The organism is Sphingobium sp. SJ10-10 (genome assembly GCF_036038995.2).
Taxonomy (GTDB): Bacteria; Pseudomonadota; Alphaproteobacteria; order Sphingomonadales; family Sphingomonadaceae; genus Sphingobium.
This window is the reverse complement of record NZ_CP158132.1, coordinates 2,211,379-2,235,606: the sequence shown is the minus strand read 5'-3', so window position 1 is coordinate 2,235,606 and position 24,228 is coordinate 2,211,379. Positions and strand designations below refer to the sequence as shown.

The 24,228-nt window shown below is 63.3% G+C and carries 25 protein-coding genes and 1 tRNA gene; 15 read left to right on the top strand and 11 right to left on the bottom strand.

The window, feature by feature from the left end:
* Window positions 1–112 precede the first annotated feature (112 nt).
* The 4 genes from VVT58_RS10895 (at window position 113) to VVT58_RS10880 (ending at window position 4,032) form a co-directional block, all read left to right on the top strand.
* Window positions 113–1,108, top strand: a complete 996-nt coding sequence (locus tag VVT58_RS10895; protein ID WP_327755023.1) for an NAD-dependent epimerase/dehydratase family protein — start codon at window positions 113–115, stop codon at window positions 1,106–1,108.
* A 330-nt stretch (window positions 1,109–1,438) separates the two neighbouring features.
* Window positions 1,439–2,446: an SIS domain-containing protein gene (locus VVT58_RS10890; RefSeq protein WP_066554567.1), complete on the top strand. Its 1,008-nt coding sequence runs from the start codon at window positions 1,439–1,441 to the stop codon at window positions 2,444–2,446.
* Window positions 2,447–2,594: 148 nt separating this feature from the next.
* Window positions 2,595–3,416 (top strand): 3-deoxy-manno-octulosonate cytidylyltransferase, encoded by an 822-nt coding sequence (locus VVT58_RS10885; RefSeq protein ID WP_327755022.1) that lies wholly within the window; start codon window positions 2,595–2,597, stop codon window positions 3,414–3,416.
* 1 nt (window position 3,417) lies between these two features.
* Window positions 3,418–4,032, top strand: coding sequence for a histidine phosphatase family protein (locus VVT58_RS10880; protein WP_327755021.1), 615 nt, complete (start codon window positions 3,418–3,420; stop codon window positions 4,030–4,032).
* On the opposite strand, the gene VVT58_RS10875 is transcribed toward VVT58_RS10880, so the two are convergent.
* From VVT58_RS10875 to VVT58_RS10865, 3 genes are read right to left on the bottom strand one after another with little or no spacing between them, the layout of a single operon-like run.
* Window positions 4,007–4,561 carry an LptA/OstA family protein gene (locus tag VVT58_RS10875; protein ID WP_327755020.1) on the bottom strand — a complete coding sequence of 185 codons (555 nt, stop codon included), beginning with the start codon at window positions 4,559–4,561 and terminating at the stop codon, window positions 4,007–4,009. The genes VVT58_RS10880 and VVT58_RS10875 overlap by 26 nt on opposite strands.
* The gene (locus VVT58_RS10870; RefSeq protein WP_066554580.1) at window positions 4,561–5,208 is read right to left on the bottom strand and encodes an LPS export ABC transporter periplasmic protein LptC; all 648 of its coding nucleotides are present in this window, start codon (window positions 5,206–5,208) and stop codon (window positions 4,561–4,563) included. The genes VVT58_RS10875 and VVT58_RS10870 overlap by 1 nt, the downstream gene beginning before the upstream one ends.
* A gap of 8 nt (window positions 5,209–5,216) precedes the next feature.
* Complete coding sequence (locus VVT58_RS10865) at window positions 5,217–5,834, bottom strand: ribonuclease D (RefSeq protein ID WP_066554583.1); 618 nt, start codon at window positions 5,832–5,834, stop codon at window positions 5,217–5,219.
* A gap of 244 nt (window positions 5,835–6,078) precedes the next feature.
* Here VVT58_RS10865 and VVT58_RS10860 point away from each other — a divergent pair, with 244 nt between their 5' ends.
* The 3 genes from VVT58_RS10860 (at window position 6,079) to VVT58_RS10850 (ending at window position 7,982) form a co-directional block, all read left to right on the top strand.
* Window positions 6,079–6,897: a cold-shock protein gene (locus VVT58_RS10860; RefSeq protein WP_327755019.1), complete on the top strand. Its 819-nt coding sequence runs from the start codon at window positions 6,079–6,081 to the stop codon at window positions 6,895–6,897.
* A 202-nt stretch (window positions 6,898–7,099) separates the two neighbouring features.
* Entirely contained in the window at window positions 7,100–7,747 is a 648-nt protein-coding gene (locus VVT58_RS10855) for a DUF433 domain-containing protein (RefSeq protein WP_327755018.1), read from the top strand.
* Window positions 7,748–7,766: 19 nt separating this feature from the next.
* A complete protein-coding gene (locus VVT58_RS10850) occupies window positions 7,767–7,982 on the top strand; it encodes a DUF5615 family PIN-like protein (RefSeq protein ID WP_350339866.1) in 216 nt (71 codons plus the stop codon).
* A 171-nt stretch (window positions 7,983–8,153) separates the two neighbouring features.
* On the opposite strand, the gene VVT58_RS10845 is transcribed toward VVT58_RS10850, so the two are convergent.
* Window positions 8,154–9,557, bottom strand: a complete 1,404-nt coding sequence (locus VVT58_RS10845) for a short-chain fatty acyl-CoA regulator family protein (RefSeq protein WP_327755017.1) — start codon at window positions 9,555–9,557, stop codon at window positions 8,154–8,156.
* Window positions 9,558–9,681: 124 nt separating this feature from the next.
* Here VVT58_RS10845 and VVT58_RS10840 point away from each other — a divergent pair, with 124 nt between their 5' ends.
* A complete protein-coding gene (locus tag VVT58_RS10840) occupies window positions 9,682–9,849 on the top strand; it encodes a hypothetical protein (RefSeq protein WP_169576117.1) in 168 nt (55 codons plus the stop codon).
* Window positions 9,850–9,910: 61 nt separating this feature from the next.
* Here the strand turns inward: VVT58_RS10840 and VVT58_RS10835 are convergent, their stop codons facing one another.
* The 4 genes from VVT58_RS10835 to VVT58_RS10820 all read right to left on the bottom strand — a co-directional run bounded on the left by VVT58_RS10835 (window position 9,911) and on the right by VVT58_RS10820 (window position 15,318).
* Window positions 9,911–10,912, bottom strand: coding sequence for an anion permease (locus tag VVT58_RS10835; protein ID WP_327755016.1), 1,002 nt, complete (start codon window positions 10,910–10,912; stop codon window positions 9,911–9,913).
* A gap of 18 nt (window positions 10,913–10,930) precedes the next feature.
* Window positions 10,931–12,046, bottom strand: a complete 1,116-nt coding sequence (locus VVT58_RS10830) for a DUF47 family protein (protein ID WP_087574831.1) — start codon at window positions 12,044–12,046, stop codon at window positions 10,931–10,933.
* 105 nt (window positions 12,047–12,151) lie between these two features.
* The gene (locus VVT58_RS10825) at window positions 12,152–14,266 is read right to left on the bottom strand and encodes a TonB-dependent receptor domain-containing protein (protein WP_327755014.1); all 2,115 of its coding nucleotides are present in this window, start codon (window positions 14,264–14,266) and stop codon (window positions 12,152–12,154) included.
* Between the two features lie 128 nt (window positions 14,267–14,394).
* Entirely contained in the window at window positions 14,395–15,318 is a 924-nt protein-coding gene (locus tag VVT58_RS10820) for a LysR family transcriptional regulator (RefSeq protein ID WP_327755013.1), read from the bottom strand.
* A 112-nt stretch (window positions 15,319–15,430) separates the two neighbouring features.
* On the opposite strand from VVT58_RS10820, the gene VVT58_RS10815 reads away from it, so the two are divergent.
* The 7 genes from VVT58_RS10815 (at window position 15,431) to VVT58_RS10785 (ending at window position 21,173) form a co-directional block, all read left to right on the top strand.
* Window positions 15,431–15,504: transfer RNA gene (locus VVT58_RS10815), tRNA-Gly, on the top strand.
* Between the two features lie 27 nt (window positions 15,505–15,531).
* Complete coding sequence (locus VVT58_RS10810) at window positions 15,532–15,726, top strand: DUF4169 family protein (protein ID WP_327755012.1); 195 nt, start codon at window positions 15,532–15,534, stop codon at window positions 15,724–15,726.
* A gap of 234 nt (window positions 15,727–15,960) precedes the next feature.
* Window positions 15,961–16,842, top strand: a complete 882-nt coding sequence (locus VVT58_RS10805) for a hypothetical protein (RefSeq protein WP_327755011.1) — start codon at window positions 15,961–15,963, stop codon at window positions 16,840–16,842.
* Between the two features lie 161 nt (window positions 16,843–17,003).
* Window positions 17,004–18,221, top strand: a complete 1,218-nt coding sequence (locus VVT58_RS10800) for an argininosuccinate synthase (RefSeq protein ID WP_176597416.1) — start codon at window positions 17,004–17,006, stop codon at window positions 18,219–18,221.
* A 180-nt stretch (window positions 18,222–18,401) separates the two neighbouring features.
* Window positions 18,402–19,031 carry an EF-hand domain-containing protein gene (locus VVT58_RS10795; protein ID WP_327755010.1) on the top strand — a complete coding sequence of 210 codons (630 nt, stop codon included), beginning with the start codon at window positions 18,402–18,404 and terminating at the stop codon, window positions 19,029–19,031.
* A gap of 73 nt (window positions 19,032–19,104) precedes the next feature.
* Window positions 19,105–19,824, top strand: a complete 720-nt coding sequence (locus VVT58_RS10790) for a response regulator (RefSeq protein WP_066554609.1) — start codon at window positions 19,105–19,107, stop codon at window positions 19,822–19,824.
* Complete coding sequence (locus VVT58_RS10785) at window positions 19,821–21,173, top strand: ATP-binding protein (RefSeq protein WP_327755009.1); 1,353 nt, start codon at window positions 19,821–19,823, stop codon at window positions 21,171–21,173. The genes VVT58_RS10790 and VVT58_RS10785 overlap by 4 nt, the downstream gene beginning before the upstream one ends.
* A gap of 302 nt (window positions 21,174–21,475) precedes the next feature.
* Here the strand turns inward: VVT58_RS10785 and VVT58_RS10780 are convergent, their stop codons facing one another.
* From VVT58_RS10780 to motA, 3 genes are all read right to left on the bottom strand, one after another.
* Window positions 21,476–22,075 (bottom strand): hypothetical protein, encoded by a 600-nt coding sequence (locus VVT58_RS10780; protein ID WP_327755008.1) that lies wholly within the window; start codon window positions 22,073–22,075, stop codon window positions 21,476–21,478.
* A gap of 102 nt (window positions 22,076–22,177) precedes the next feature.
* Entirely contained in the window at window positions 22,178–23,233 is a 1,056-nt protein-coding gene (locus VVT58_RS10775; protein WP_066554617.1) for a flagellar motor protein MotB, read from the bottom strand.
* A gap of 3 nt (window positions 23,234–23,236) precedes the next feature.
* The gene (gene motA, locus VVT58_RS10770; RefSeq protein WP_066554621.1) at window positions 23,237–24,100 is read right to left on the bottom strand and encodes a flagellar motor stator protein MotA; all 864 of its coding nucleotides are present in this window, start codon (window positions 24,098–24,100) and stop codon (window positions 23,237–23,239) included.
* Between the last annotated feature and the right edge of the window lie 128 nt (window positions 24,101–24,228).

Genomic DNA, 24,228 nt, shown 5'->3' with positions numbered 1-24,228 from the left:
CCAACCCCAACAATTTTAGGCACTGATACGCCCCTTATGGGGAAAGCCCTTTACATCCCCCACCGGAAAGTCTGTGAAGAACCGAGCCAAGCAAAGACAGGAACAACGCGGCATGACAATCCTCGTGACCGGCGCCGCCGGCTTCATCGGCATGGCCGTGGCGGACCGTCTGCTGGCGCAAGGGCGCGCCGTCTTCGGCATCGACAATATGAACGACTATTACCCCGTCTCGCTGAAGCGCGACCGGATCGCCGCCCTGCATGATCGCCATGGCGGCCTGTTCACCTTTGCCGAACTGGACTTTGCCGACATGGACGCGCTCCAGGCGGCGCTGCACGACCATCCCATCGATGCGATCATCCATCTCGGCGCCCAGGCGGGCGTGCGCTATTCGCTGATCAACCCGCACGCCTATGTCCGCTCCAACCTGGCGGGCCACGTCAACATGCTGGAAGTGGCGCGGGAACGGCGGGTGCGGCATCTGGTCTATGCCTCTTCCTCCTCCGTCTATGGCGGCAACGACACGCTGCCCTTCCGGGTCGAGGACCGCACCGACCATCCCGTCTCGCTCTACGCCGCGACCAAGCGCGCCGATGAGCTGATGAGCGAGACCTACGCCCATCTCTTCCGCATTCCGATGACGGGCCTGCGCTTCTTCACCGTCTACGGCCCCTGGGGCCGCCCCGACATGGCGATGTGGATCTTCACCTCGAAAATCCTCGCGGGCGAGCCGATCCCGGTGTTCAACCATGGCCGGATGCAGCGCGACTTCACCTATATCGACGATATCGTCAGCGGCGTGATCGGCTGCCTGGACCATGCGCCGGAGGATGACGGCGCGCCCAAGGCGGGCGGCAGCCGCTCGCCCCACCGGCTCTACAATATCGGCAACAACCGCCCCGAAGAGCTGATGCACCTCATCGCCGTTCTGGAGGATGCCTGCGGCCGGAAGGCGGAAATCGACTTCCAGCCGATGCAGCCGGGCGATGTCCCCGCGACCTTCGCGGACATCAGCGCCATCGCGCAGGATATCGGCTTCGCGCCGGCCACCGGCATCGAAACCGGCGTGCCGCGTTTCGTCGACTGGTATCGCGCCTATCACGGATAAGGGTGGCGCGCCGCAAAAGCAGCGCAAAACAGCACCGGCGGCAAAAGGTTCCGCCATCGGCCGAACTTATTGAGCGATTGATCGCTTTTTGGTCCATTGTGGCGTTAATGGCGCGTAAATCTTCATTCGCACTTGCGAAATAGATTGCCAATTCTAAGGGAAGACGCCTATCCACATCAGCCGGGTGCCGGTTGGTTCCAACCGGTCGGGTCGCGGAACGAGGTAAGGGCGGAACACCGTGGGGCGGTGGTTCGTCGCCGCTATCGTAAGCTGGGAACCAGGCGTCAGTCTGGAAAAACCGGCGTCGATGGCGGAAAAAAGGGCTTACGCGTGTCGACAGTAACGAAGATCGTGCCATTCGGCTCAGGCGGGCGGATCGCGGAAACCGCGCGACGCACCTTGTCCATCGCGGCGGAGGGGCTGAACGCCCTTGAGGCGCAATTCACCGATCGGGAATTTTCGGCCAATTTCCTGCGGCTGATCGGCGTCATCATGAATGTCCGGGGCCGGGTGATCGTCACCGGCATGGGCAAGAGCGGCATCGTCGCGCGCAAGATGACGGCGACGCTCACCTCAACCGGCACGCCCGCCATCTTCCTGCACCCCGCCGACGCCGGTCATGGCGATCTGGGCATGGTGACGCCGGACGACGTGGTGCTGATGCTGTCCCATTCGGGCGAGTCCAACGAACTCGGCCCCATCATCCAATATTGCAAGCGCTTCGCCATCCCCCTGCTGGGCATGACCGCGCGGTCGCACAGCACGGTCGCGGCGGCGTCGGACATCTGCATCCTGATGCCCAATGTGAAGGAAGCCTGCCCCAATTCGCTCGCGCCGACGACCTCCACCACGATCCAGATGGCCTTTGGCGACGCGCTGGCCATCGCGCTGATGGAAATGCGCGGTTTTTCGGCGGACGATTTCCACAAATTCCACCCCAATGGCCGGCTGGGCGCGCAACTCGTCAAGGTGCGCGAACTCATGGCCTCGGGCGGCGACGTGCCCCGCGTGGAGGAAGACGCCTCGCTGCTGGACGCCACCATCGAAATGACCCGAGCCCGCCTGGGCGGCACGGCTGTCGTCAACGGCAGGGGCGAACTGATCGGCGCCTTCACCGATGGCGACCTGCGCCGCACCGTCACCGGCACCCGCCATATGAACGAGCCGGTCGGCCGTCACATGACGGTTGAGCCCGTTTCGGTCAGCCCGGAAGAACTGGCCTCCGAAGCCCTGCGGCTGATGCACGACCATAATATCACCCTCCTTTTCGTTTGCGAAAAGGATCGCCTGGTCGGCGCTGTCCATATGCACGACCTGCTCCACGCAGGCGTCGCCTGAGAGGCGATCGTCACTCGCCCCAAGAGCAACCGTGCTCCTGCGAAGGCACTGGCGCGAGACAAGTGGCTTGCGACAGCCCGGTCCCGCCGCCTGACTGCTTTTCTTCACATGCCATTTCGCACAGCCCCTCAACGCCGCTCCACCTGAGATGACCTCTCCCACGCTCGTCGTCATTCCCGCGCGCGCAGGCTCCTCCCGCCTGCCGCGCAAGCCCCTGCGCCTGATCGCAGGCCGCACGCTGCTGCACCGGACCATCGCCATGGCCCGCGCCGCAACCGCCGGTCTCCCTCACGCGAAACTGCTGGTCGCCACGGATGACGAGGAAATAGCCGCCCACGCCCGCGCCGCAGGGTGCGATGCCGCCATGACCGACAGCGCCATCGCCACCGGCTCCGGCCGCGCCCTCGCCGCTGCCCGCCAATGCGAGAACCAACCCCGCTTCATCGTCAACCTCCAGGGCGACAGCCCCTTTCAGCCCGAAGGCACGGTCCGCGCCGTCATCGCCGCGCTGGAATCCGGCGCCGATGTCGCCACTCCGGTCATCGCCCTCGACTGGCCCGCGCTCGACGCCCTGCGCGACCACAAGACGCGCTCGCCCTTCAGCGGCACCACCTGCGCCCGCGCGCCCGATGGCCGCGCCCTCTGGTTCTCCAAAACCATCATCCCGGCGATCCGGGACGAGCATGTCCTTCGGCAAAGCCGGGAACGGTCCCCGGTCTGGCGCCATGTCGGCCTCTACGGCTATACGCTCGACGCGCTGACCCGCTTCGAATCCACCCCGCCGACGACGCTCGAAAATCTCGAAGGCCTGGAACAACTCCGCCTGCTGGAACTCGGCATCCCCATCACCACCGTTCCGGTCAGCCCGCCCAGCTTCGACAGCTCCGGCATCGACACCGAAGCCGATATCGCCCGCGTCGAAGCCCTGATCGCCACCCACGGCGACCCGACACCGCCACTGGCCCTGTAAGATGCGCCGCATCTTCATCATCCGTCACGGCAACACTTTCGAAAGCAGCGCCGACGCCCGCCGCATCGGCGCAGGCACCGACATACCGCTGGTCGAAAGCGGCTGCGCCCAGGCCGACCGCCTCGGCGCCTGGTTCGCGGCGCAGAATCTCCCGATCCGCCGCCTCCACAGCAGCCCGCTCCTCCGCGCCCAGCAAACCGCCACCCGCATCGCCGCCGCCACCGGCCACCCCGTCGACGGCCCGCTGCCCTGGCTCAACGAAATCGATCATGGCCCCGACGAAGGCCGTCCCGAAGCGCAAGTCCTCGCCCGCCTCGGCGCGCAAGCTCTCACCGCCTGGGACGAGCAAGGCATCGCGCCCAAAGATTGGATCGTGGATGCCGAATCCCGCATCGCCGCCTGGAAAGACTGGTTCGCGCAAGCAGGGGAGGGCGTCGACCTCCTCGTCACCAGCAACGGCGCCGCCCGCTTTGCGCTCCTCGCGCTAGGCCTGCCGCTGGCGAACCTCAAACTCCGCACCGGCGCTTTCGGTGAACTGACGATCGACGAAACGGGCCGCGCCCAGCTCATCCGCTGGGACGAACGCCCGCTCAATTCTTCCGCTGCGGCACAGTAAACGTCCCCGACACGCGCCCGCCGGAGCTGCCCGTCACACCCGAACCGCCACCCCCGGCAGCCCGCCCATCCACGGTAGACCGCCCGCTGTTGAGGTCGATCACCAGCCGCCCGCCGGTCAGCCGGTTCGCCCCCTGCGTCAGCGACACATTGCCCAACATGGTGATCAGCCGGCTGTTGAGGTCGTAGATGGCGACATTGCCCTTCGCCGTCTCATTCCCCTTGGTCACGACGACATTGCCCGAAGCATCGATCCGGTCGATCTCCACCCCGCTGGTCCCGCCGCCCGGCTGGTTCCGGTAGGCCACCGTCATCCGCGCCGCATTCAGCGTCATGCCCGCCTGCGTCACCTCGACATGGCCGGACACGACGACGCGGTCGGCGCGGTCCTGCACCTCGATCCGGTCGGCGGTGAAGTTCACCGGCGCATTGCTGTCATGATTCTTCAGCACCTGCGCATCCGCCCCGACATACATCAGTCCGGCCGCACCCAGAACGCTCAAGGACACCAAAAGAAGGGGCTTTTTCATCACTTCCGCCCTTTGAGGCCATTTTGTTCGATACGCAAGCTCGCTCGCCCGTTCAGCGTCACCGTCCGCGCGCCCAGATCCGCTTCCAGATGGTCGCCGCTGAACGTGCCGATCGGTATCCGCCCGTCCACGCGCCCGGCGCTCTGCATCCGCCGCGTCTTGAGGTCGACGCCCACATCCCGCGTCGTCATCCTGTATCCGCCCTCAGACTCGAACTGCACCGGCCCGTCGATCGCGACCCGCTCCGTATCCATGTCGTACCGGCCCTTCTGCGCCCGCAACAGGGCTTGCCCATCGGACAGCAATATCCGCGCCGACATGTCGTTCAGATCCACGATCGGCTCCCGCGAACTCTTCTGCACCGCAGAGCCCGCCCGCAGCGAAAAGGGCTGCCCCTTGCTGTCTTCCCCGCGATAGAGCGCCTCGGTCACGCGCATCCGCTCCTTCGCCACCTCGACCTTGTTCTTGTCGAGCACGAAGCTGACCTTGTCCCCGCCGGTAAAGGGCGCCGTCGCCAGCAACGCCGCCAGCACGCCCACCGCCGCCGGCAGCCAGTTTTTGAGCAGCCCGACCAGCCGGTCATGGCTCCCCCCCGGCCTAGCCCAATGGCGGCGCAGATTGCGTTGCTGATCGGCCTGAATCGACATGGAAACCCTTACATATGCGCGAAGATATCGATCTCCGGCCATCCCTCCAGGTCCAGCGCGGCCCGATGCGGCAGGAAATCGAAACAGGCCTGCGCCAGCTCCATCCGCCCCTCGCGCACCAGCCGCTTGTCCAGCTCCGCCTTCAACGCATGCAGATAGCGCACGTCGGACGCCGCATATTCCTTCTGCGCGTCGGACAGCACCGGCCCGCCCCAGTCGCTCGACTGCTGCACCTTGGACAGCTCCTGCCCCAGCAATTCGCGCACCAGTTCTTTCAGGCCATGGCGGTCGGTATAGGTCCGCACCAGCCGCGAGGCGATCTTGGTGCAATATACGGGCGCGGCCACCACGCCCAGATAATGTTTGAGCGCCGCAATATCGAACCGCCCGAAATGATAGAGCTTCAGCCGCTCCGGATCGGCCAGCACCGCGCGCAGATGGGGCGCGGCATAATCGCTGCCGGGGTTGAAGCGCACCAGATGCTCGTCCCCCTTGCCGTCGCTGATCTGCACCACGCACAGGCGGTCGCGGGGCGTGATCAGCCCCATGGTTTCGGTGTCGACGGCGATCGGGCCGGGGGCAAGGACGCCCTCGGGCAGATCCTCTTCATGGAAATGGACGGTCATGATTCCCCTCTATGGCCAAAGCCGCCATATCGCAATCACCGCCTGCATGGGGGAACGAAAGGCGCCCAACCGGTCCCAAAATCGCCATTTCCGGCCCTTTGCCTGCCTCAAAAATCATTCGCGCTCCCCTGAAAAGTTGATATAGTGAGTCCCAAACCGCGTGCTAGCGGTGGATTCTGCATGTCATTCGCCCGACATGTTTGTCCGGTTTAGTCTGGGGCGAAGCGAAAGTGACCAACAGGGCATGAGTTTTGATAGAGGTCGCCGCGGCGGGCGCGGCAAGGACAAGCGCGACGGTTTCGGCGACGAAGGTTTCTATGAGGGTGGCCGCGGCGGCTTCGGCGGTGATCGCGGTGGCTTTGGCGGTGGCGGTTTCGGCGGTGATCGTTTTGGCGGCGGCGGCGGTGGTGGCTTCGGCGGTGACCGCGGCGGCTTCGGCGGCGGCGGCGGTGGTGGCCGCGGCGGCTTTGGCGGCGGTGGTGGCGGCTTCGGCGGCGGCGGCGGCGGTGGCCGCGGCATGCCCGCCCAGGTCGTCGGTGAAGGCACCGGCGTGGTCAAGTTCTTCAACGGCCAGAAGGGTTTCGGCTTCATCGTCCGTGACGATGGCGCGGAAGACGTATTCGTCCACATCAGCGCTGTAGAGCAGGCGGGCCTGACCGGCCTGGCCGAAGGTCAGCAGCTCGGCTTCACGCTGGTCGATCGCGGCGGCAAAGTGTCGGCAACCGATCTCAAGATTGAGGGCGAACCGCTCCCCGTTACCGATCGCGCGCCTCGCGAGCCCCGCGCAGGCGGCTTTGGCGACCGTCCGGGCGGCGGCGATCGCGGCCCGCAGCGCCAGCTCACGGGTGAGCGCGCCAGCGGCACGGTTAAGTTCTTCAACGCCATGAAGGGCTTCGGCTTCATCCAGCGCGACGACGGCCAGCCCGACGCGTTCGTGCACATCAGCGCCGTCGAACGCGCCGGCATGAGCGCTCTCAACGAAGGTGATCGTCTCGATTTCGAACTCGAAGTCGACCGTCGCGGCAAGTACGCGGCCGTGAACCTTCAGACGAAGGCCGACTGATAAACATCTGACCGCTTTCGCGGAGAGGATAGAAGGGGTCGCCTGCCCGGCGGCCCCTTTTTTTGGGCAATGCCTTAGCTGACGAGAATGGAACTTGCGTGTTAACCAATTCCTTATATTGGGATCGCACAATTTGCTTTGAGCCTCGGTGATCACCAGATAGGTTTCGGTTGAGATGAAAAAATATGAAAGGAGCGACACAATGGATGACCGTAGCGTCCTCGCTGCTTTCGGTGCGGAGCATGTGGAGCGACTAACTGGTCTATCCCGGCACCAGTTGCGGGAATGGGATAAAGCTGGCTTTTTTGCTCCTACCTATGCCTATGAAAACAGGCGTTTGGCTTATAGTAGGGTCTATTCGTTTCAGGATATTGTGGGCCTGCGCACGCTTGCGGTGTTGAGCAAAAAGCACCGAATACCAGTAGCTGAACTTAAGCGTGTAGCCGCTAAACTCGCGAAATGGAGCGACACTCCTTGGTCGAGTTTGACTTTGTATGTGCTCAACCGCGAGGTTCATTTTCATAATCCCGACACCGGAAGGATTGAAGGCGCTATTAGCGGCCAGTTTGCTGCTGCCATTCCGTTGGAAAACGTGATGGAGGATATGCGGCGGCAGTCCGACAAGTTGCGGAAGCGCGACAAGCAAGACATAGGAAAAGTGGAACGGCACAGGTACACGATGCGGAACGCATGGGTTGTCGCTGGCACTCGTATTCCCGTTACGGCGGTCTATAGCTTTGCTGACGCGGGTTATACCCACAAGCAGATAGTTGATGAGTATCCATCACTTACTTTAAGCGATGTTAAATTTATACTCGCCCAGCGTAATGAATTGACACGCACAGCATAACTGGCCTTAGTGGGGAGGCATGCATTTCCTCCTCGACCAGAATGTTGCGCGAAGTGTCGCTGATACGCTGAGACGATTAGGTCATACATGTGATTTTAGTCGTGACTTGATACCGGCTGATGCCGCGGACCCAGTTGTTGCGGTTGCTGCGGAGCAGTTGGGAGCAATTCTCATTAGCCACGACAGAGATTTTAAGACTATCGCGCCGCGCGTTGCTGACGGACATAAGGCGTGATATCGACGTCTCAGTCGAATTGCTCTGGAGTGTCCTGAAGCTATGGCGGCAGCTCGATTGGAAGAGCTGATGCCGATCATCGAAATAACTTGGCAACTTCAACAATCAAAATCTGACAAGCGCATGATATTTCATGTAACTCGAACTGGTTTTAGGCTTGGGTAGACATTCTCAAACCCGCCGAAACGGAAACGGCGCCACCGTCCGCTCATAGCCATGCAAATCCAGCGCCCGGGTCACCGGCGGCAGGGCGCGGTCGGGGCAGTTGCGCCGCTCGCACAGATGGCAGGTCGGCCCGACCTGCGTCGCCGCGCCTTTCTCCACATCGATCCCGTCGGCATGCACGATCCTTGGCCCATGCTTCGCCTCGCAACCGAGCGCGATCGCGGACCGCCCCCGCGCGCCGCCCTCCATTGGCAGGCCGATGGTCAGGCTGATGAAGCGCCGCCCATCCATCGTCTCGATCAGTTGCGGGCGCACCGCGTCCGGCTCCTGGCTTTCATGCGCGTCCCAGCGCGGGCAGGTGCCGCCCAGCCGCGCAAAAGGCCAGGCCTCGCCATCGAAGCGCTTGGAGACTTGTCCCGCCCTGTCCACCTTCGCCATGAAGAAGGGCACGCCCCGCGCTCCCGTCCGGCCCAGGCTGGTCAGGCGATGCGCCAGTTGCTCCATCGACACGCCAAAGCGCGCCCGCAACAGCGGCAGGTCGTGCCGGCTCTGCTCGGCCGCCTTGGCGAAGCGGTCATAGGGCATGATCAGCGCCGCCGCGGCATAGTTGGTGAGCGCGATCCCGGCGAGGCGGCGGCTGTCCTCGTCCGGCGGTCCCGCCCGCGTCACCTGGCTGCCGATCGCGTCCGCCAGTTCCTGCGCGCAAAGCTGATAGGCCACCGCGAACAGCCGCCCCGAAGAAGCCAGCCGCTCGCTCAGCAACAGCCGCCGCCGGTGCATGTCATAATGGCGCAGCGTCCCGGCAAGCACATCCTCCCGCACGATCTGCACCGCCATGCCATGGCGTTCCTTCAGCCGCGCCCTGATGCCCGCCTGCATGGCCGAGGGATCGTCCCCCAACTCCTCCGCCAGCGATTCCGCCGCGGCGTCCAGTTCAGCAAAATGATTGCCCGCCCGCGATATCGTCTCGCGCAGCCAGTCCAGCGGCGCATGCAGCGGCGCCACGCTCCCCGGACCCGCCGCGACCTGCTCGGGCAGGCGGCGCAAGTCGCTCAAGGCGCGGTAGAACCGACCGATCGCCTCGCTGACCCCCGGATAATTTTCCGCGACCTCCAACACCTCGTCGCGGGCGATCCCGATGTCGCGCACCAGCGCATCGGACAGGATTTCCCCCAGCGCGCTGGCCGCGCCTTCCTGCGTGCTGGCGACGAAATCGCGAATGTCGATGTCATAGACATTGGCCAGCCGCAGCAGCATCTGCGCCGTCAGCGGCCGCTGGTTGCGCTCCAGATGGTTCAGGTAACTGGGCGAAACCCCCAATTCCTCCGCCATCCGCGTCTGGTTCAGCCCCAGCTCCCGCCGCAACACGCGCAGCTTGGGGCCAAGATAGAGTTTCCGATCATCAGCCATACTGTCATTATGTCAAAGAATGACAGTATGAACAAGTCACCTCATGACACCGCTCCACTAATCGCCCTTACCTTGTGGGATCATTCATGGTTTCTGATGTCATCCCAACGGAAAGGAACCCCAGATGGAAACGACCGAAACACGCGAACCCACCCGTTCCCGCGCAGTTTTCTCGCAGGAGGATTTCGGCCTGATCCGCACCGCCATCGCCCATTATCTGCGCGAGGTTCAGGACAAGCCGGAATCCGTCAAATACGCCAATCTCTACCACCGCCTCGGCCGGGTGAGCTGATCGTTCCCAAAGGGTCAGGAGAGGAAGGGCGCGGTCGTCAATCGACCGCGCTCTCTTCGTATCAGAACAGCCGGGCTAGGCCATAGAAAGCCGCGCCAATGATGGCGGCGGCGGGCAGGGTCACGACCCAGGCGACGATAATGCTCGACGCCACATTCCACCGCACCGCCGACAACCGCCGCGAAGCGCCCACGCCGACGATGGCGCCGGTGATCGTATGGGTGGTCGATACCGGCACGCCCAGATGCGTCGCCAGGAACAGGGTCATCGCCCCGCCGGTCTCCGCGCAGAAACCCTGCGCCGGGGTCAGCCGCGTGATCTTCGACCCCATGGTATGGACGATCTTCCACCCGCCCAACAGCGTGCCCATGCCCATCGCCGCCTGACAGCTCAGCACCACCCAGAAGGGCACGTGGAAATCGCCGGTCAGCATGCCCTGCGAATAGAGCAGCACGGCGATGATCCCCATGGTCTTCTGCGCGTCATTGCCGCCATGGCCGAGCGAATAGAGCGAAGCCGACACAAGCTGCAACTTGCGGAACACCCGGTCCGAGCCCTGCGGCGTGAAGCGGCGGAAGATCCAACTGATGATCAGCACCAGCAGCAACGCCAGCACCAGCCCGATGGCGGGCGACAGCACGATGGCCGCGCTGGTCTTGAACACCCCGCTCCACACCACGGCGGAGAGTCCCGCCTTGGCCGTCCCCGCGCCCAGCAACCCGCCGATCAGCGCATGGCTGCTGGAGGAGGGTATCCCCAATCCCCAGGTGATCAGATTCCACGCAATCGCCCCCATCAGCGCGCCGAAGATCACCTGCGGATCGATGATGCTGGCGTCGACAATGCCTTTGCCCACCGTCTCCGCCACATGCAGGCCGAAGAACAGGAAGGCGATGAAGTTGAAGAACGCCGCCCAGGCGACCGCATATTGCGGCTTCAACACCCGCGTCGACACGATGGTCGCGATCGAATTGGCCGCGTCGTGCAGGCCGTTCAGAAAGTCGAACAGCAGCGCGACGCCGATCAGCGCGACCAGCAGCGGTAAGGCGATATGGGCTTCCATGGTTCTGTTCTGGCCGGGTCAGGCGTGGTCTATGACCAGGCCGGAAATCTCGTTGGCGACGTCCTCGAAGCGGTCGGTCACCTTTTCCAGATGGCTGTAAATCTCGTTGCCGACGACGAAGTCCATCGGATTGCCCTGCCGCGCCTGGGCATAGAGCGCCTTGAGGCCCGTTTCATGCAATATGTCGGCATGTCCCTCCAGCTTCACCAGCCGCTCGGTCAGGTCATGCAGCCGCGCCGAATTGAGGTTCAGCGACCGCAGCAGCGGCATCGCCTCCGCCGTGATCCGCGCGCATTCGACGATCAGCGCGCTCATATCCTGCATCTGGGCGGGAAATTCCTTCACCTCGAACAGGGAGATTGCCTTGGCGGTCTTGTTCATCTGGTCGATGGCGTCATCCATCACCCCGATCAGGCCCGTGATGGCGCTGCGGTCGAACGGCGTCACGAAGATGCGGCGGACGTCCTGGAGCACTTCGCGGATGATGTCGTCCGCTTCATGCTCGCGGTCCGAAATCTCCTTGATATGGGCATCGATGTCCGGCCCGCCCTTGAGCAGCTTGGCGAGCGCATCGGCGCCGGCGACCAAGGTCACGGCATGATCCTCAAACTGCTCGAAAAAGCGCCCTTGCTTGGGCATCAGCGCGTGAAACCAGCGCAGCATTCCAGTCCTTTCGGTTTGCCATTCTCTGATCCGCAACAACGTCCGCACGAACAGGCCCGGGTCCCTGGGCGGTTCGCGAAAGGCTGCGATAATGGATTGTAGATCGGGTTCGTCGACGGCCTTTGCAGCTTCTGCCACGGGGAACCAACGCAGTTCCCGCTGCCCTTGTTCGGGCCATTGCGGCAACTGGCCGGTCACTGCAAGCGGGAAAACCTCGACCGTGGCTTCTTTGGTGTCGCCCCGCCGCCGCTTCTTGTCGTAGCGATAGCGGCCGATCGGCGCGGGGCAGGCGATGCCGTGAATGCCCGCTTCCTCAAAGGCTTCCAGTTCGGCGGCGCGGTGCCCGGCCATGCCCTTGATGCGATTGCCCTTGGGAATCACCCAGCGCCGCGTTTCGCGCGAGGTGATCAGAAGAATGCGCATCGACCCATCGGGATCGGTCGCATAGGGAAGGGCGGCGATCTGACGCATCAGCCGCCTTTATACGCCGCGAGGCGTGCATGACTTATGAATGGCCACCCCTGAATCACCGGCGCCTTGTAACAAAATCGTCACATTGCGCAATCGATCCGCTTGTCAGATCGACAGACGGGCCGTCACCCGGATATCGCGTCCCGCCAAGGGCGCGTAATCCTTGAGGAAACTAGCCGCCCGCCGCGCCTCCACATCGAAGATGTTGTTGGCGGACAGGGTGATGGTCGTCCGGTCATTGCCCTTGATGGGCTTGAAGGAGAGCGACGCGTTGACCAGCGTGAAGCCGTCGGTCGGCGTTTCGGTGTCGGCAATGCGATCCTGCGCGAAGCTGTGTTCGACCTCGCTGCGCAGGTTTAGCCGGTCGCCCCGCAATTCAACGCCCCCCAATAGGCGCAGCGGTGGAATCCGCGGAGCCGGGCCAGATCCCTTGATGGTGGCGCGGACATAGTCGGCCACCCCATCGAGATTGATGGCATAGCCGCCGATCTGCCCGACTTTCAGCGTGCCTTCCGCCTCGAAGCCGAGATAGCGGGCATTGGCCTGCAAATTCTGATAGCAGGGGAAGTCGAGCGGTTCGCCGCCATTGACCGCCATGCAGACGCTGTCATCGGCCAGGGAATCATAGATATAGCCGTCGAACCAATTGTGATAGGCGGATAGCGAGATCGTATAGCCCTTGCCCTGGCCGCGTAGCGTGCCTTCAATGCCCCAGCTTTTTTCCGGCCCGAAATTGGGATTGCCCAGTTCAAAGGCCTGTGTCCCGGCATGGTTGCCGCGCGCGAACAATTCCTCCGCCGATGGCGCGCGTTCGGTGCGGGACAGGTTCAACCCGGCGCGCCAGCCGGGGATGATTTCCTGGCTGATCCCCAGCGAACCGGACAGCGCGTCGAAGCTGCGATGATAGGCCGGGTTGAGCAGCGTCTCGTCGGCATCCGCGCCGACCCGCGTATGTTCGTAACGCCCGCCCAGTTCGACCCGCGTCGTGCCCAGGTCGAAGGACTGCAAGGTAAAGAAGCCCAATTGTTCGGTTTCGTTGCGCGGCAGGAATTTCTCTTCCCCCACGACATGGAAATTGCGGGCGAAGAACTGCGCGCCGATCGCGCCGTCCCAGCCGCCGCGCTTGGCCTGCACCAGTTCCAGCCGCGATTCGATCGACTGGTTGTAGAAGGTCGTGCCGACCGCGCCCGATTCCTCGATTTCCTGATGCTGGTAATCGGCAAAGCCCGCGCGCAGGCGGATGGATTCCAGGAAGCCGCCATTGACGGGCAGTTCGGCGCGCAGATCGGCGCGGTCCTGCTTCATGTGCAGCCGAACCTGCTCCGCCGTGCCATTGGGATCGAGTGAATAGCGCACCGGCACGCCGTAGAAATTGTCGGTATGCGCGACCGAGAAGCCCAGATTCCCCCCGTCGGTGATCAGCGCCGCGCCGCCTGCCACTTCCCAGGTCCGCGCTGCGCTGTTGGGCAGCTTGCCGCGCAGATCGGCCAGCTCCTCAATCGCCGGATCGCTGCTAGCGGCGGCCTGTGCGCGCAGGGCGGGGGTCAGGATGTAATTGCCGGTGTCGAGATCGCCGCTCTTCGAATAGCTGCCGTCGAAATGGACCACGAACTTGTCACCGATCGGCGCCTCGATCTCGCCCGATCCGGTGCGCTCATTGGCGGCGCTGCCATAGGTGGCGATGCCGTCGATATGGATCGGCTCATCGGGCACGCGGCGGGGGATGCGGCTGTCGATCACATTGACCACGCCGCCAATGGCCGACGACCCGTAGAGCAGCGCTGCCGGTCCGCGCAGCACCTCGATCCGATCGGCGGTCAGAGGGTTGATCGCCACCGCATGGTCGACCGAGGTGTTCGACACGTCGAAACTGCCGATGCCGTCGGTCAGGATGCGGACGCGCTCGCCCTGGAAGCCGCGAAGGACGGGGCGGGAGGCGTTGGGGCCGAAGGAGGTCGCTGAAACGCCCGGTTGGTGGGCCAGCGTGTCGCCAATGGTGGGGCGCAGCGCGCGGGTCAGCGCTTCGCCCGAAACCACGGAGGTGCCCGACAATATGTCGCCCTGCCGTCGGGGGATGATGGCGGTAACGACGATGTCCGCTCGTTGATCATGATAGGCCTGTGGCGCGGTGTCGCTGGCGGCGTCTTGGGCAAATGCAGGAAAGGCGGCAGAAAGTGCGGATAGGGCGCAACCGGCACGCAACAGCGCGGAACGATACATTCGGTTCGTCATCCTTGAATCGGGAGGAGATGCGCTCTCCTATCTGAAATGATATAGCATATCAATACCGCTTCGGCGCATGAATAAGCATTGGCCGCGAAATCGCCTCATCCAGCCGCAAATAACAGTTAAAGAAAGAGAAATTCTGCCAGCGCGGCGGCGGCGGCAGGGCTTTGCGGACGGACGGCCTGCCGCACTTCTATGGCTGGCAGAGGGCGTTCGAGCGCGATCCGCCTGATCCCCGTCATCCGCCCCAGATCGCGTGCCAGCGGGCCGAAGGCGGCGAAGCAGCCGGCCCCTTCGCGCAGGATGGTCATGATGTCGAAGAGATTGTCGGTTTCCAGAACGGGATTGCCCAGCCGCACGCCGCCGCGCATCAGCGCCTCGTCGATGATCAGCCGCAGGCCGTTGCGCGGTTCCATGGCGAGCGTCGGCATGTCGGCCAGCTCCGTCATCGCCACGCTTTCGCGGCGGGCGAGCGGATGGTCGACGCCGGCATAGAGGTTGATTTGCTCCGACCACCCATAGCGGGAGGGCGGATCCTTCGTTTCGCCCAAGGCGTAGAAATAGGCGATGTCGGCCTTGCCCCGATGCAGCGCCCATGCGGCTTCGTCGGCCAGATGGACCGTCAGGTCGAGCGTGATCGCGATATCGTCATTCGCCGCCTCGAAAGCTGCCAGAGCCTCCTGAAAATGGCCGAAGACCGGCGCGGGCGCGGCCAGGACGATGGTCTCCCGCGAGGGCGATGGGGGCGGCGGGGAAGCGCCGGACGGCGGTGGCGCGATGTCGTCGGCCTGATCGACTTGCCAATTGTCCGGCTGATCCTGCGACAGCAGGGTCATGGCCTGCGCCGTTTTCCGACCCGCCGCGGTGAGGCGGGCTTCTCCGGCCAGATCGTCGAACAGGCGGTAGCCCAGGCGCAGTTCCAATGATGCCAGATCCCGCGCCACGTCATCAGGAGTGACGCCCAGGTCGCGGGCGCATCGCGAAAGGCTGCCCGATGCCACCATCTGCGCGAATATGTCCAACTGGCGCAGGGAAGGCGTGGTCATGCCACCTGTTAGTGCAAATATCGCGTGGGGTTAAGGCGGATATTGGCCCCTTTTGTCACTTTGCCATATTGACGAACCCCGTCCGATGATGGCAGGGCGCTCAACCTGACGGGCGGGTATAGCTCAATGGTAGAGCACTAGCCTTCCAAGCTTGTGATGCGGGTTCGATCCCCGCTACCCGCTCCATTTCCTCATAGAGGCCCGTCCCTGCTTATGGGCGACATCATCAATCTTCGGCAGGCCCGCAAGGCCAAGGCGCGTGCGGACAAGGACCGTCTGGCGCAAAGCAATCGCGCCAAATTCCGGCGCACGAAGGCCGAACGTCTGGTTCAGTCCTTGGAAGAAGAACGGAAAAACCGTCAGATCGAGGGCGCGCGTCTGGACAATAAGAGCAACGATCCCAAGTAACGGTTCGTTATTTCCCATGGAAATGGAAAATATGCCCATCGCTGAATGCCTTTGATAAGGATGAATGGCTGTTAAGATTGGCTGCGTTCGGATCAATTCGTCGGCGGTTTCGCCCGATTGGTCTGGAATGGCGGCGGGGCATTGCGCTGAATCGTCAAGCTTGCGGGTTCAACCTGGGCTATGACTGGATACACTCGCTCAGTTCGCCCGGCCAGGGCCGCGATTGCCGCTGTTTTGGCCTTCAGTTCCCCCGCGCTGTTCGCGCAGACCGTCATACCGCCCCCCGACCCGGCGGTCGCGGTTCCCCAGGCCGAACCCGCGCCGCAGGCTGCCGCGCCTGCTCCGGTTTTCGCGCCGACACAGCCGATGGTCCAACCTACACCCCCGGTCGAGCAGCGTTTGGATGCCGCCATCGCGGCGTCCAAGGCTGAGAATGCCGAACTCGCGCCACTTGTCGCAGTGAAGCGTGCCGCGCCTAAAGCGGCAGCCAGGACGGTAGCGCGGACAGTTGAGCCGGCTGCGCCTCGCGCCGAACCGCCGGTACAGCGTGCCGCATCCTCTCCGACACCGCCGCCGCCGGCCGAAACCGTGGCCCCGGCTGAATCAGCAGTGCCTGCACCCCAGGCGCCTGTTCCACCGTCGGAGGCCGGGATCGATCCAGCGCTGTTATGGGCTTTGGGCGGCGGTTCTCTGCTGCTCGTCGGGCTGGCGGGCGCAGCGCTGTTGCGCGGACGCAAGCGGCGCGTTGTGGAAGAGGAATGGGTGGAAGAGGTGAGGCAGCCTGCGCCCATGGAACCAGCACCTACGCCTGCTCCGGCCATGCCGCTGATGACTCCGCCCCCGGTGAGCGTCACCGCGCAGAGTGAAGAGGATCGCATTCTTGAGGCGATGGTGGCAGCGCCGCCCAGCCCCGAAAACCCGTTCCGCACCCATGCGAAGCGGATGACCCGCGCGAGATTCCTGCTTGCCCAGCAACAGAAGCAAGCGGCAATCCCGTCGGCTCCGGTCACGGCCCCGGCCGATTCGCCCCGGCCGATGACGACGCCCGCGCAGACGGTCTATCGCTTCGGTTCGGACCGGCGGCGCGAGGGCGTCTTCAAGCCACGGACAAGCTGAGTCCGATCGACTTCTGTCGAAAAAAGGGGATGCCGGTTTCGATCGGCGTCCCCTTCGTCATGCTATAGTTCCCTCGATTCGGTTGCACTGGAACGCACGGCCTGATACCGGCCCGCCGGTAATTGCATGGCCGCTCAGGCCCGCCTCAAGGAAAGTTGCCCATGTCCGACAAGATCAACCGCATCGTTCTTGCCTTCTCAGGTGGGCTGGATACCAGCGTGATCCTGAAATGGCTGCAACAGACCTACCAGTGCGAGGTGGTGACCTTCACCGCTGACCTCGGCCAGGGCGAGGAACTGGAGCCGGCCCGCGCCAAGGCGCAGCTCATGGGCGTCAAGGAAGAGCATATCTTCATCGACGACCTGCGCGAAGAATTCGTGAAGGACTATGTCTTCCCGATGATGCGCTCCAACGCGCTTTATGAAGGGCTCTATCTGCTCGGCACCTCGATCGCCCGCCCGCTGATCGCCAAGCGCCAGATCGAGATCGCGAAAATGGTCGGTGCCGATGCGGTGTCGCATGGCGCGACCGGCAAGGGCAATGACCAGGTCCGCTTCGAACTGGGCTATTATGGCCTCGCCCCGGACATCAAGGTGATCGCCCCGTGGCGCGAATGGGATCTGACCAGCCGCACCAAGCTGATCGAATTCGCTGAAAAGCACCAGATTCCGATCCCGCGCGACAAGCGCGGCGAAAGCCCCTTCTCGACCGACGCGAACATGCTGCACACCAGCTCCGAGGGTAAGGTGCTGGAAGATCCGTGGGAAGAAACCCCGGACTATGTCTATTCGCGCACGGTCAATCCGGAGGATGCGCCCGACGCGCCCGAATATATCACCGTCGATTTCGAGCGTGGCGACGGCGTGGCGATCAACGGCGTCGGCATGTCGCCCGCGACTCTGCTGGAGACGCTCAACGAATATGGCCGCAAGCATGGTATCGGCCGCCTCGATCTCGTCGAGAACCGCTTCGTCGGCATGAAGTCGCGCGGCATGTACGAAACGCCGGGCGGCACCATCTATCATCTCGCCCATCGGGGGATCGAGCAACTGACGCTGGATCGCGGCGCCGCGCATCTCAAGGACGAGCTGGCGCCGCGCTATGCCGAACTCATCTATAACGGCTTCTGGTTCTCGCCGGAGCGTGAGATGTTGCAGGCCGCGATCGACCATAGCCAGGAAAAAGTGACCGGCACCGTTCGCCTGAAGCTCTACAAGGGCGGCGTCTATGTCGTCGGCCGCAAATCTCCCAACTCGCTCTATAGCGAGAAGGTCGTGACTTTCGAGGACGATGCCGGCGCCTATGACCAGCGCGACGCGGCGGGCTTCATCAAGCTTAACGCGCTTCGCTTGCGTTTGTTGGGACGGCGCGATCGTTGATCGCGCCTTGGAGTCTGCGTCTGCTGGGACGCCGCGACTGTTGAGGAAAGTCCGTCCCCCGATACAAATTGCGACATTTTACCGGGTGACGTGACAAATTTGCGGGACAAAACTCCCCGACAAGCGTTTTCATGGACGGCAAGGCGCCGTTCGTGACAGGCGCTTTGAAGGAAGACCCCAATGATCCGCAAATTCATGACCACGGTGGCTGTTGGCTCGCTGTTCGTCGGCGGGCTCGCCGCCACCCACCTTGCCTTCGCGCAGGATGACGGCCCCCACGCTGGTGGAGCGCGGGGCGGCGGCATGCTGATGATGGCCGATGCCAATGAGGACGGCGCCGTCACCAAGGCGGAACTGACCGTCGCGTTGGAAGCCCGCTTCGCCAGGCTCGACGCGAACAAGGACGGCAAGCTTGACCAGGCGGATCGCGACATCCTCCGTCAGCAACGGCTCGATGAACGTTTCGCCGCGCTCGATACCGACAAGAACGGCCAGATCAGCAAGGCGGAATTTGCCGCCGGGCATCAGGGCCATGATGGCATGCATGACCATATGGGCAAGCCCGATGAGCCGGACGGCCGTGGCCATCGCGGATGGGGACACGGCATGGGCGGCAGAGGCGACGAGATGAAGAAGGACGGCGCCATCACCAAGGCCGAGTTCTTGGCCCGCCCGCTCGCCATGTTCGACAAGGCCGACGCCAATCATGACGGCAAGGTGACCGCCGACGAGATGAAGGCGGCGCGGCAGGCCTTCCGCGACGGCTGGCGCGACCGCAAGGGTCCGCCGTCACCGCCACCCGCGAACTAAGGGCAGGGGCGAAGGCGTTGATTGCACGCCTTCGCCCTTCCAACCCGCACCCAGCCATGACAAGAGCCGGACCATGAGCGAACGACCCCATTTGCTGCTCGTCGACGACGAGCGCTCGATCCGCGAGCCGCTGGCGCAATATCTCGTCCGCAACGGCTTTCGCGTCACGGCCGTCGAAAATGCGGGGGAAGCGCGGATGCGTCTCAACGCCAACGCCATCGATCTGGTGATCCTGGACATCATGATGCCGGGCGAGGACGGGCTGTCGCTCTGCCGCCATATCCGCGAAACCAGTGAGATCCCGGTCATCCTGCTGACGGCGAAATCGGAAGAGACGGACCGCATCGTGGGCCTGGAAATGGGGGCGGACGATTATGTGCTGAAGCCTTTCTCCCCGCGCGAACTGGTCGCCCGCATCAAGGTGATCTTCCGCCGCGTCGCGACTGGCGGCCAGCGCGTCACAGCGCCTGATGGCGCCACCTATGCCTTTGCGGGCTGGCTGCTCAAGACGCAGGAACGCACGCTGGTCGACGGCGAGGGGGTGGCGCTGCCGCTCTCCACGGCGGAATATAATCTGATGCTGGCCTTCACGACGCGGCCCAATCAGGTGTTGAGCCGCGACCAGTTGCTGGACATCACCCAGGGGCGGGAGGCCAATGCCTTCGACCGGGCGATCGACAACCAGATCAGCCGTCTGCGCAAGAAGATCGAGCCGGACCCCAGAAATCCGACCTTGATCAAGACGGTCTGGGGCGGCGGCTATACTTTGTCCGCGGATGTGCGCAGGCTGTGAAGCGGCTGCGTCTTTGGCCGCAAAGCCTCGTTGGCCAGATCATCATCCTGGTCGCGCTGGCGTTGTTCGTGGCGCAGGCGATCAATTTCGCCCTGCTGCTGCGCGAACGCCAGCGGATCGAGCTGACGTCCCAGACAGCGCCGGGCGTCTACCGGATCGTCGACGCGCTCGACAACCGGCCGGACCGGCGCGGCGATGACGCCGACCGGCGGGGCCGCGTGCGTTTCCTTGCCGCCGCGCCGGTGTTGCAGGGACAACCCCGCCCCGATGTCGAACGCCGTGCCAAGGCGATGTTCGACGATATCGGCCTTGCGGTCCGTTCCATTCATGCGGTCGAACAGAGCCAGGCGCTGCCGCCGCGGCGCTGGGACAATTTCCGTCGGCGGGCGGCCGGGGGAAGGCCCGGCAATATGCGCATGGCGCGCCTCGCCATGGCGGTGGAATATGAGCCCGGCAAATGGGCGCTGACGCAGGCGCGCATTGGGGACCGGCCACCGCGCTTTGGCGGATGGCTGGTGGGGCAGACGCTGATCCTGTACGGGATCGTGCTGTTGCCGCTGCTGTGGGTGGGGCGCAGATTGGCGCGGCCATTGAAACAGTTGACTGGGTCGGCGGAGCAATTCGCCCGCACCGGATCGGCGGACCCGGTCGAGGAACGCGGTCCCGGCGATGTCCGACAACTCACCATGGCCTTCAATGCCATGCGCAGCCGCATCTTCGCGATGCTGAACGAGAAGGACCGGATGCTGGGCGCGATCGGCCATGATCTGCGCACGCCGCTGGCATCGCTGCGGGTGCGGGCCGAATCGGTCGAGGACGAGGGCGAGCGCGCCCGCATGTCCGAGACGATCGAGGAAATGAACCGGATGCTGGAGGATATCCTCTCGCTGGCCCGCGCGGGCCGCAGCAGCGAGGCCCGGCAGAAGGTCGACCTGTCGGCGCTGGCCGATGCGGTGGTCGAGGATTTTCTGGAACTGGGTTCGCCTGTCGACCTGGCGGACAGCGACCGCGCAGTCGCCAATGTGCGCCCGCAGCAGATTCGCCGGGCGCTGCGCAATCTCATCGAAAACGCCATCGTCTATGGCGAGCGGGCGCATGTCTCGGTGGAGCGGGGCGAGGATGTGATCCGCATGATCGTGGCGGATGACGGCCCCGGCATATCCGAGGATCGGATGGAAGAGATGATGGAGCCGTTCACCCGGCTCGAAGGCTCGCGCAATCGGGAAACCGGGGGGGCTGGGCTGGGTCTGGCGCTGGTGCGGGCGATCATGGCGGAGCATGGCGGAGCGTTGAAACTGGCCAACCGGGCGCAGGGAGGGTTGGAGGCAAGTTTGGTTTTGCCGGCTTGAAATGGCCATTTTCCGCCGAAGTTCACAGTGTATGCGCGCGCGTGCCTGGGCGCGCGTAGGCGTGAGGGCGTGATGTGTCGGACGTTTCAAAGAAGGGATGTGGGATAGGCCAGTCGGCGCGGAATAGGACAGGTTTAATTGTGCGTTGATGGAGTAATAGGATGTTTTTGTGAGGAGCCTGTGGCCATTGGGTTACGGGTGAGTTGAGGCTTGGCTTGGGCCGTAAAGGGAGGATCTGAAAACGACCAGTTTTTGCCGTTAATGCGTCTCGGGCAGATTTCCTTTAGCAGACATGATGCTGATCATCCGTGCGGAAACGATATGCGCTGCCGCGCCTGCCTTCCGAGATCATCCTCGATATAGATTTGTGTCATCTTCGGGGTCCAGCGAAACGAAGGAGAAGCCTCTTCCGCCAGTCCGCATGGCACTGCAGCGATCATTGCCTCTCGGCAATGATCGGGCGGCTCAAAGAAGTCGCTTGGTCCGAATTTTTGCAGATCACCACCCCATGTTGGCCAAGGCATACGTCCGTTTCCGCGACCATAAGCATCGATCAAATCTATAGATCGAAGGATCAGCGACAGAAAACTTGCTTCACCGTGACCTGATGAACCTTCGATAAAAGGAGCAATTTCAGTTGCATCTAGTGCAAATGAAACGCGTCGAATGCCATCGTCGTGGAGTATCGAGTGCATTACGCCAAGTTGCCTTAGCGCCGTGGCTACTGCCCCGTATTCGCTCAAATCATAGTTCGATATCGGCATTCCAACGATGCTAGGCCCGTGGTGATTGTGCCACCATGACTGCTCTTCACTAAGCATGCGAGCAACGGCCTCGCCAAATTTCCCCGCGCAAATGCGAAGTGCAAGCGGAGCCGGGGTATGATCGTCAATGGTTTTCATAATCCTATGGTGTAGGCAGTAAAGTTTAACAGGATGTCGGCTTTGGCTCATCGGATCCTGCAAGCCGCCATTCCGCCATCCACCCAAATCAGCCAATTCGCCTCAATGCTTGCCAGGCTTGTTCGAGGTGCCCTTCGCGGTCGGGTTGAGCAACTGCGCGCCCGCAGGCAGGCTCGTCCCGCCCATGTCCAGCTTCTGCGCTTCGCTGCGGGCGATGGTCATCGGATTGTCGCGTTCCTTGATCGCCGCCTTGGTTTCCGCGTCAACCTGCTCATCTGAATCGCTGTCCCCCGCACCCCGGCTCCACCCCAGGATGATCGACATGCGCCGGTTGCGCGGATCGTAGACATCGCCCTTCGCGAAAGGCTCGCGATCGGCCACGCCCTCGATCCGGGCGAAGCGGTCATTGCCGATGCCGCTCGCGGCCAGCGCCTTGCGGGTCGCTTCGGCGCGGGCGGACGACAGCATCCAATTGTTCATCGTCTGGCCCGAACTATAGGGCAGGCCATCGGTATGCCCGCGCACGATCAGCGGATTGGGCATGGTCTGGATCGTCTTGGCAACCTCATCCACCAGTTCGCGCGCCTGCGGCAGCAGCCGGTCAGTGCCCATGGCGAACATGGCGAAATCCGCCTCGTCGATCAGGTCGATGCGCAGTCCTTCCCGCGTTTCGGTGAAGCGGACATTCTTGCGCAGCTTGTTGATGCCCTGGCGGCGGGCCATGCGCGCCTCCAGTTCCTTCTTGATCGATTCGAACTTGGCGCGGTCGGCTGCCTTGGTCGCCTTGCCACCCTGATCCTTCGTGCCCGACGCGTCGCGCGGCATGGTGATGGCCAGATTGCCCTGACCGCCGGTGGTCGGGTAATTTTCCTTGCCCATCATGCTGTCGCCGCCGAACATGCCGTTGGAGCCTGCGGAATTTTCCTTCATCTGCACCAGGGTCGGCGTGAAATAGTCGGCCAGCCCCTTGCGCTGCTTTTCCGTGGTCGCGCCCAGCAGCCACATCAGCAGGAAGAAGGCCATCATCGCCGTCACGAAGTCGGCATAGGCGACCTTCCATGCGCCGCCATGATGGCCGCCATGACCCTCCACGATGATCTTCTTGACGATGATCGGCCGGGGTTCGGGCTCGTTCGCCCCGCGCTTCTTCTCGGCCATGGCTTATTTGCCCCGCATGCCGTCGAACACTTCGGCAAAGGCCGGCTGGTTCGCATGGGTCAGGCTGGAGCGCGCCGCCTCGATCACCAGCGGCTGCGGATGGCCGTGCAGCGACGCGACGATGATCTGCTTGACGACATGGTACATCGACCCGTCAGCCTCGATCACGGCGCGGCAGCGATTGGCGAAGGGATTGACCATGCCATAGGCGAGCAACACGCCCAGGAAAGTGCCGACCAGCGCCGAACCGATCATGCCGCCCAATATGGCCGGGGGCTGGTCGATCGAACCCATGGTCTTGACCACGCCCAGCACCGCCGCGACGATGCCCAGCGCGGGAAGCGCGTCGGCCAGTCCCTGAAGATTGTCGGCGGGCTTTAGCGATTCATGATGATGGGTTTTGAGCGCATTATCCATGACTTCCTCGACCGCATGGGGATCGAGCGTGCCGGAGGAGACGACGACCAGCCGCAACGTGTCGCTGATCAGGTGGATCAGCGTCTTGTCGCCCATCAGGCGCGGATATTCGGAGAAGATGACCGAGCTGCTCGGATCCTCGATATGCGGTTCCAGGGCCACCGGCCCTTCGACGCGCAAAGTCTTCATCAGCTTGGAGACGAGGAAGATGCAGTCGAGAAAATCCTGCTTCTTATATTTCGGCCCCTTGAACACCTTGCCAAGACCGCCGCCCAGCGCCTTCAGGTCCGCGCCCGAATTGCCGATGATGAGCGCGCCGACAGCGGCGCCGCCGATGATGATCATTTCATGCGGAAGCGCGTGCAGAACCGGGCCGATGTCGCCGCCTGTAAAGATGAAGCCGCCGAACACCATGGCGAGCAGCACGACCAGGCCGATGATTGCGAACATGATTATCCCCGAAATTCTGCCCGAAGGCGCCGTCTTGATCGAAGCATCGCATGAAAGACGCTCTCGATTGGTTAATACGGCTTGGTTATCTGATGGTTTAGGGCGTCAGTCGAAAAATCCGTGGCGGC